Source organism: Hyella patelloides LEGE 07179, from assembly GCF_900659865.1.
In the GTDB taxonomy this organism is placed as follows: Bacteria; Cyanobacteriota; Cyanobacteriia; order Cyanobacteriales; family Xenococcaceae; genus Hyella; species Hyella patelloides.
Map to the genome: position 1 here is coordinate 1 of NZ_LR214248.1, position 2357 is coordinate 2357.

General features: G+C 39.2%; 3 protein-coding genes. 2 read left to right on the top strand and 1 reads right to left on the bottom strand.

Annotated features, from left to right (window positions below; all coding sequences use genetic code 11):
- Window positions 1-185: 185 nt before the first annotated feature.
- On the top strand, window positions 186-410 hold the full coding sequence (locus tag H1P_RS32770) for a hypothetical protein (RefSeq protein WP_144875595.1): 225 nt from the start codon (window positions 186-188) through the stop codon (window positions 408-410).
- A gap of 988 nt (window positions 411-1398) precedes the next feature.
- On the opposite strand, the gene H1P_RS32775 is transcribed toward H1P_RS32770, so the two are convergent.
- Window positions 1399-1617, bottom strand: a complete 219-nt coding sequence (locus tag H1P_RS32775; RefSeq protein WP_144875597.1) for a hypothetical protein — start codon at window positions 1615-1617, stop codon at window positions 1399-1401.
- 206 nt (window positions 1618-1823) lie between these two features.
- Between H1P_RS32775 and H1P_RS32780 the strand changes: the two genes are divergently transcribed.
- On the top strand, window positions 1824-2219 hold the full coding sequence (locus tag H1P_RS32780; protein ID WP_144875599.1) for a hypothetical protein: 396 nt from the start codon (window positions 1824-1826) through the stop codon (window positions 2217-2219).
- Window positions 2220-2357 lie beyond the last annotated feature (138 nt).

Genomic DNA, 2357 nt, shown 5'->3' on the forward strand with positions numbered 1-2357 from the left:
GGCGTGTCGGTAATTAAGTTATCGGTGAGGTTTTCAAAAACAGCTTGACAATTGTAACTACGGGGTAAAGGGTCTTCGATAAACTGCGAAAGAAATCCTAGTTGAATAAATGCTGTTATGTTTTTTTCTTTCTTGCCCTTGACTCCCTCCGTTGTGCGAGGGCTGTTGTTTTTTTATTATTTATTATGTCCAACATTCGCGACTATCAACTCAATCTCTTGTATGAAAAATTTGATGTACTTAAATACGGAAGTAAATCTTTCAGTTATTTGAGAGTTTTACAAGAACATGAAATTGATTATATTAAATCCGATAAAGGAAGAATTAAAAGATTAGAATTAGGTTTTGCTCCTGCGGTAGTAATTTATCGAGATTTTAGTGATTTTATCAATCATACTAGAGATTTTTAACTTAAATAGATAGGTATCTAATTATAGGTATCTATCTAATTTTTTGGTTTTGAAATAATAAATGAAGCAATAGCGATCGCTCTCATCTAATGGGAAATGTCAGCACTCAAGTTATCGTTGTGGTGACAAATTACTCCAAAATTAATCTGTCTTAGTTTTTATCCTTGGTTGCGGTCGTAAATTGTCCAGAAATCTCTAATCTTTTACTAAAACCTCGGTGATGGATCGATAATTAATCGAGCTTAACTTTAATTGCGTCCTCTTTTGTACCGTCTCCGACCGAACAAAATACAATATTAAACGATGTCAGTACAAAAATTTTTACCTCAGTCTCAAAGTTCTAAAATTACTCCAGTCGTTCCTGCCACTCCATCAGGCTTACTCTTGCTGAGATGACAAGGTTAAATGTCTGCAACCTGACATTGTGTCGTAGCCTCAGATTCCATTCTATCCACGTCCTTCCGTGAAATGGTTGGTAATATCTGAAAAGTTATTACACTCAGTCGGACTCGCTCATCGCTCGGTTTTTAAACTCGTTCACTCCGCACAAAGAAGGATTTTAGCACACGAATAATATTGACTGGCTTCGCTGACCTAGCCTGGCGTGTGCTTTTGTTTTTTATTGGGTGCTACGTTCACTAGCTAGGAAGAGAGAGAGGAGAAGGAGAGGAGAGAAAGGGTTTTTCACCTTCTATTTTTATGGGCGTGGGGTTTGCTCCTGTTTGGTAGCTTGCCCCTGCTGTTTTTCCCATGCCATACCCGTGTTTTAGCTGTTCCCTGGCACAGCTTCACATCAAGGCTTCCCATCGGTTTTTTGTTTCCACGTTTGCTCGGTTGCTAGCTTCCAGGGCAGCTTCTCACCTTTCCTCGCGTTCTGTTTCCTTTCCTTTGTTACTAAGATTATAGCATGGATACACGCTATTTTCAAGATAAAATCCGATTTTTTTTCGCGGTTCTTTTGCAAGTATCCATACTATAAGGAATAACCTTATTTGGTCTTCTTCTTACCAATCTCTTTCTGCTTCCTTAACTTGACAAGTTCTTCTGCAAGCACCTGCCTAACAATTTCCTGCCAATTCTTATGTTCCTTTAATTCATCAAGCATTGAAGGAGGTACGCGCACTTGTAATTTAGCAGTACAGGGTTCTTCCCTATCAGTTGTAAATTGATGTTCCGCCAAAGCTGGATTACCGCCTGGTCTAGACATTGTTTTGCACTCAGTTACTAGCTATCAATTAACAATATAGCAGGTATCCATGCTATTAAGTTTTGTGAAATAGCAAAATATTGCGTGTATCCATGCTATTATATTGATAATTGATTTAAGAAAAAAACTTTCTCTTAAATCAAAGCCGAGGCGACACCGACTAAAGTTTCAACCTCGGCTCAACCCCAAACAATGAGGTAATTATCATGTTAAACGATTCAGTTTTAAAAGTTTCCCCAAAAGGAAGCTTCAAAGTAACGCAACTATGCGAGAACGTAGCTATCTGCGAAGCCACCAAAGAAGATCGCCATAATTGGAGCAATGCCACCGAAACCGAACCAGCTTTTCTGGTTTACCTGGGCTGTAGCGAAGCTGAAATATCTGGATATCTAAAAACCATCAATACTTTTTATCGCTGTTCTTGGAGCGAGATTAGAAAACCCAAATATCTGAAAAACTTTGAAGCAGAAATCAAAATACGCGGTATGCAACGCTACGCGGACACCCATGCTTTTGGGTTGGATTATTTAGTGGAATCTGAAACAGCCAAACATATCGGCTGCAATTCAGACGAATACAACTACTACACCACAGGCTACTAACCACGCTAGTAACCCGCTTTTCTCACAAAAAAGGCGATCGCTATTTGCCAAAAAGCATACCGCATCTATGTTTGACCCTGGTGTTAAGTCCCTGCGGTAAAACAACAGTCTGTGGTTTGAGTTCCAGTCAGCATCACA

What these genes read in the sequence shown, in the direction of transcription:
- H1P_RS32770 (WP_144875595.1), top strand. Translation starts at nt 186, where the DNA reads ATGTCCAACATTCGCGACTATCAACTCAATCTCTTGTATGAAAAATTT.
- H1P_RS32775 (WP_144875597.1), bottom strand. Translation starts at nt 1,617, where the DNA reads ATGTCTAGACCAGGCGGTAATCCAGCTTTGGCGGAACATCAATTTACA.
- H1P_RS32780 (WP_144875599.1), top strand. Translation starts at nt 1,824, where the DNA reads ATGTTAAACGATTCAGTTTTAAAAGTTTCCCCAAAAGGAAGCTTCAAA.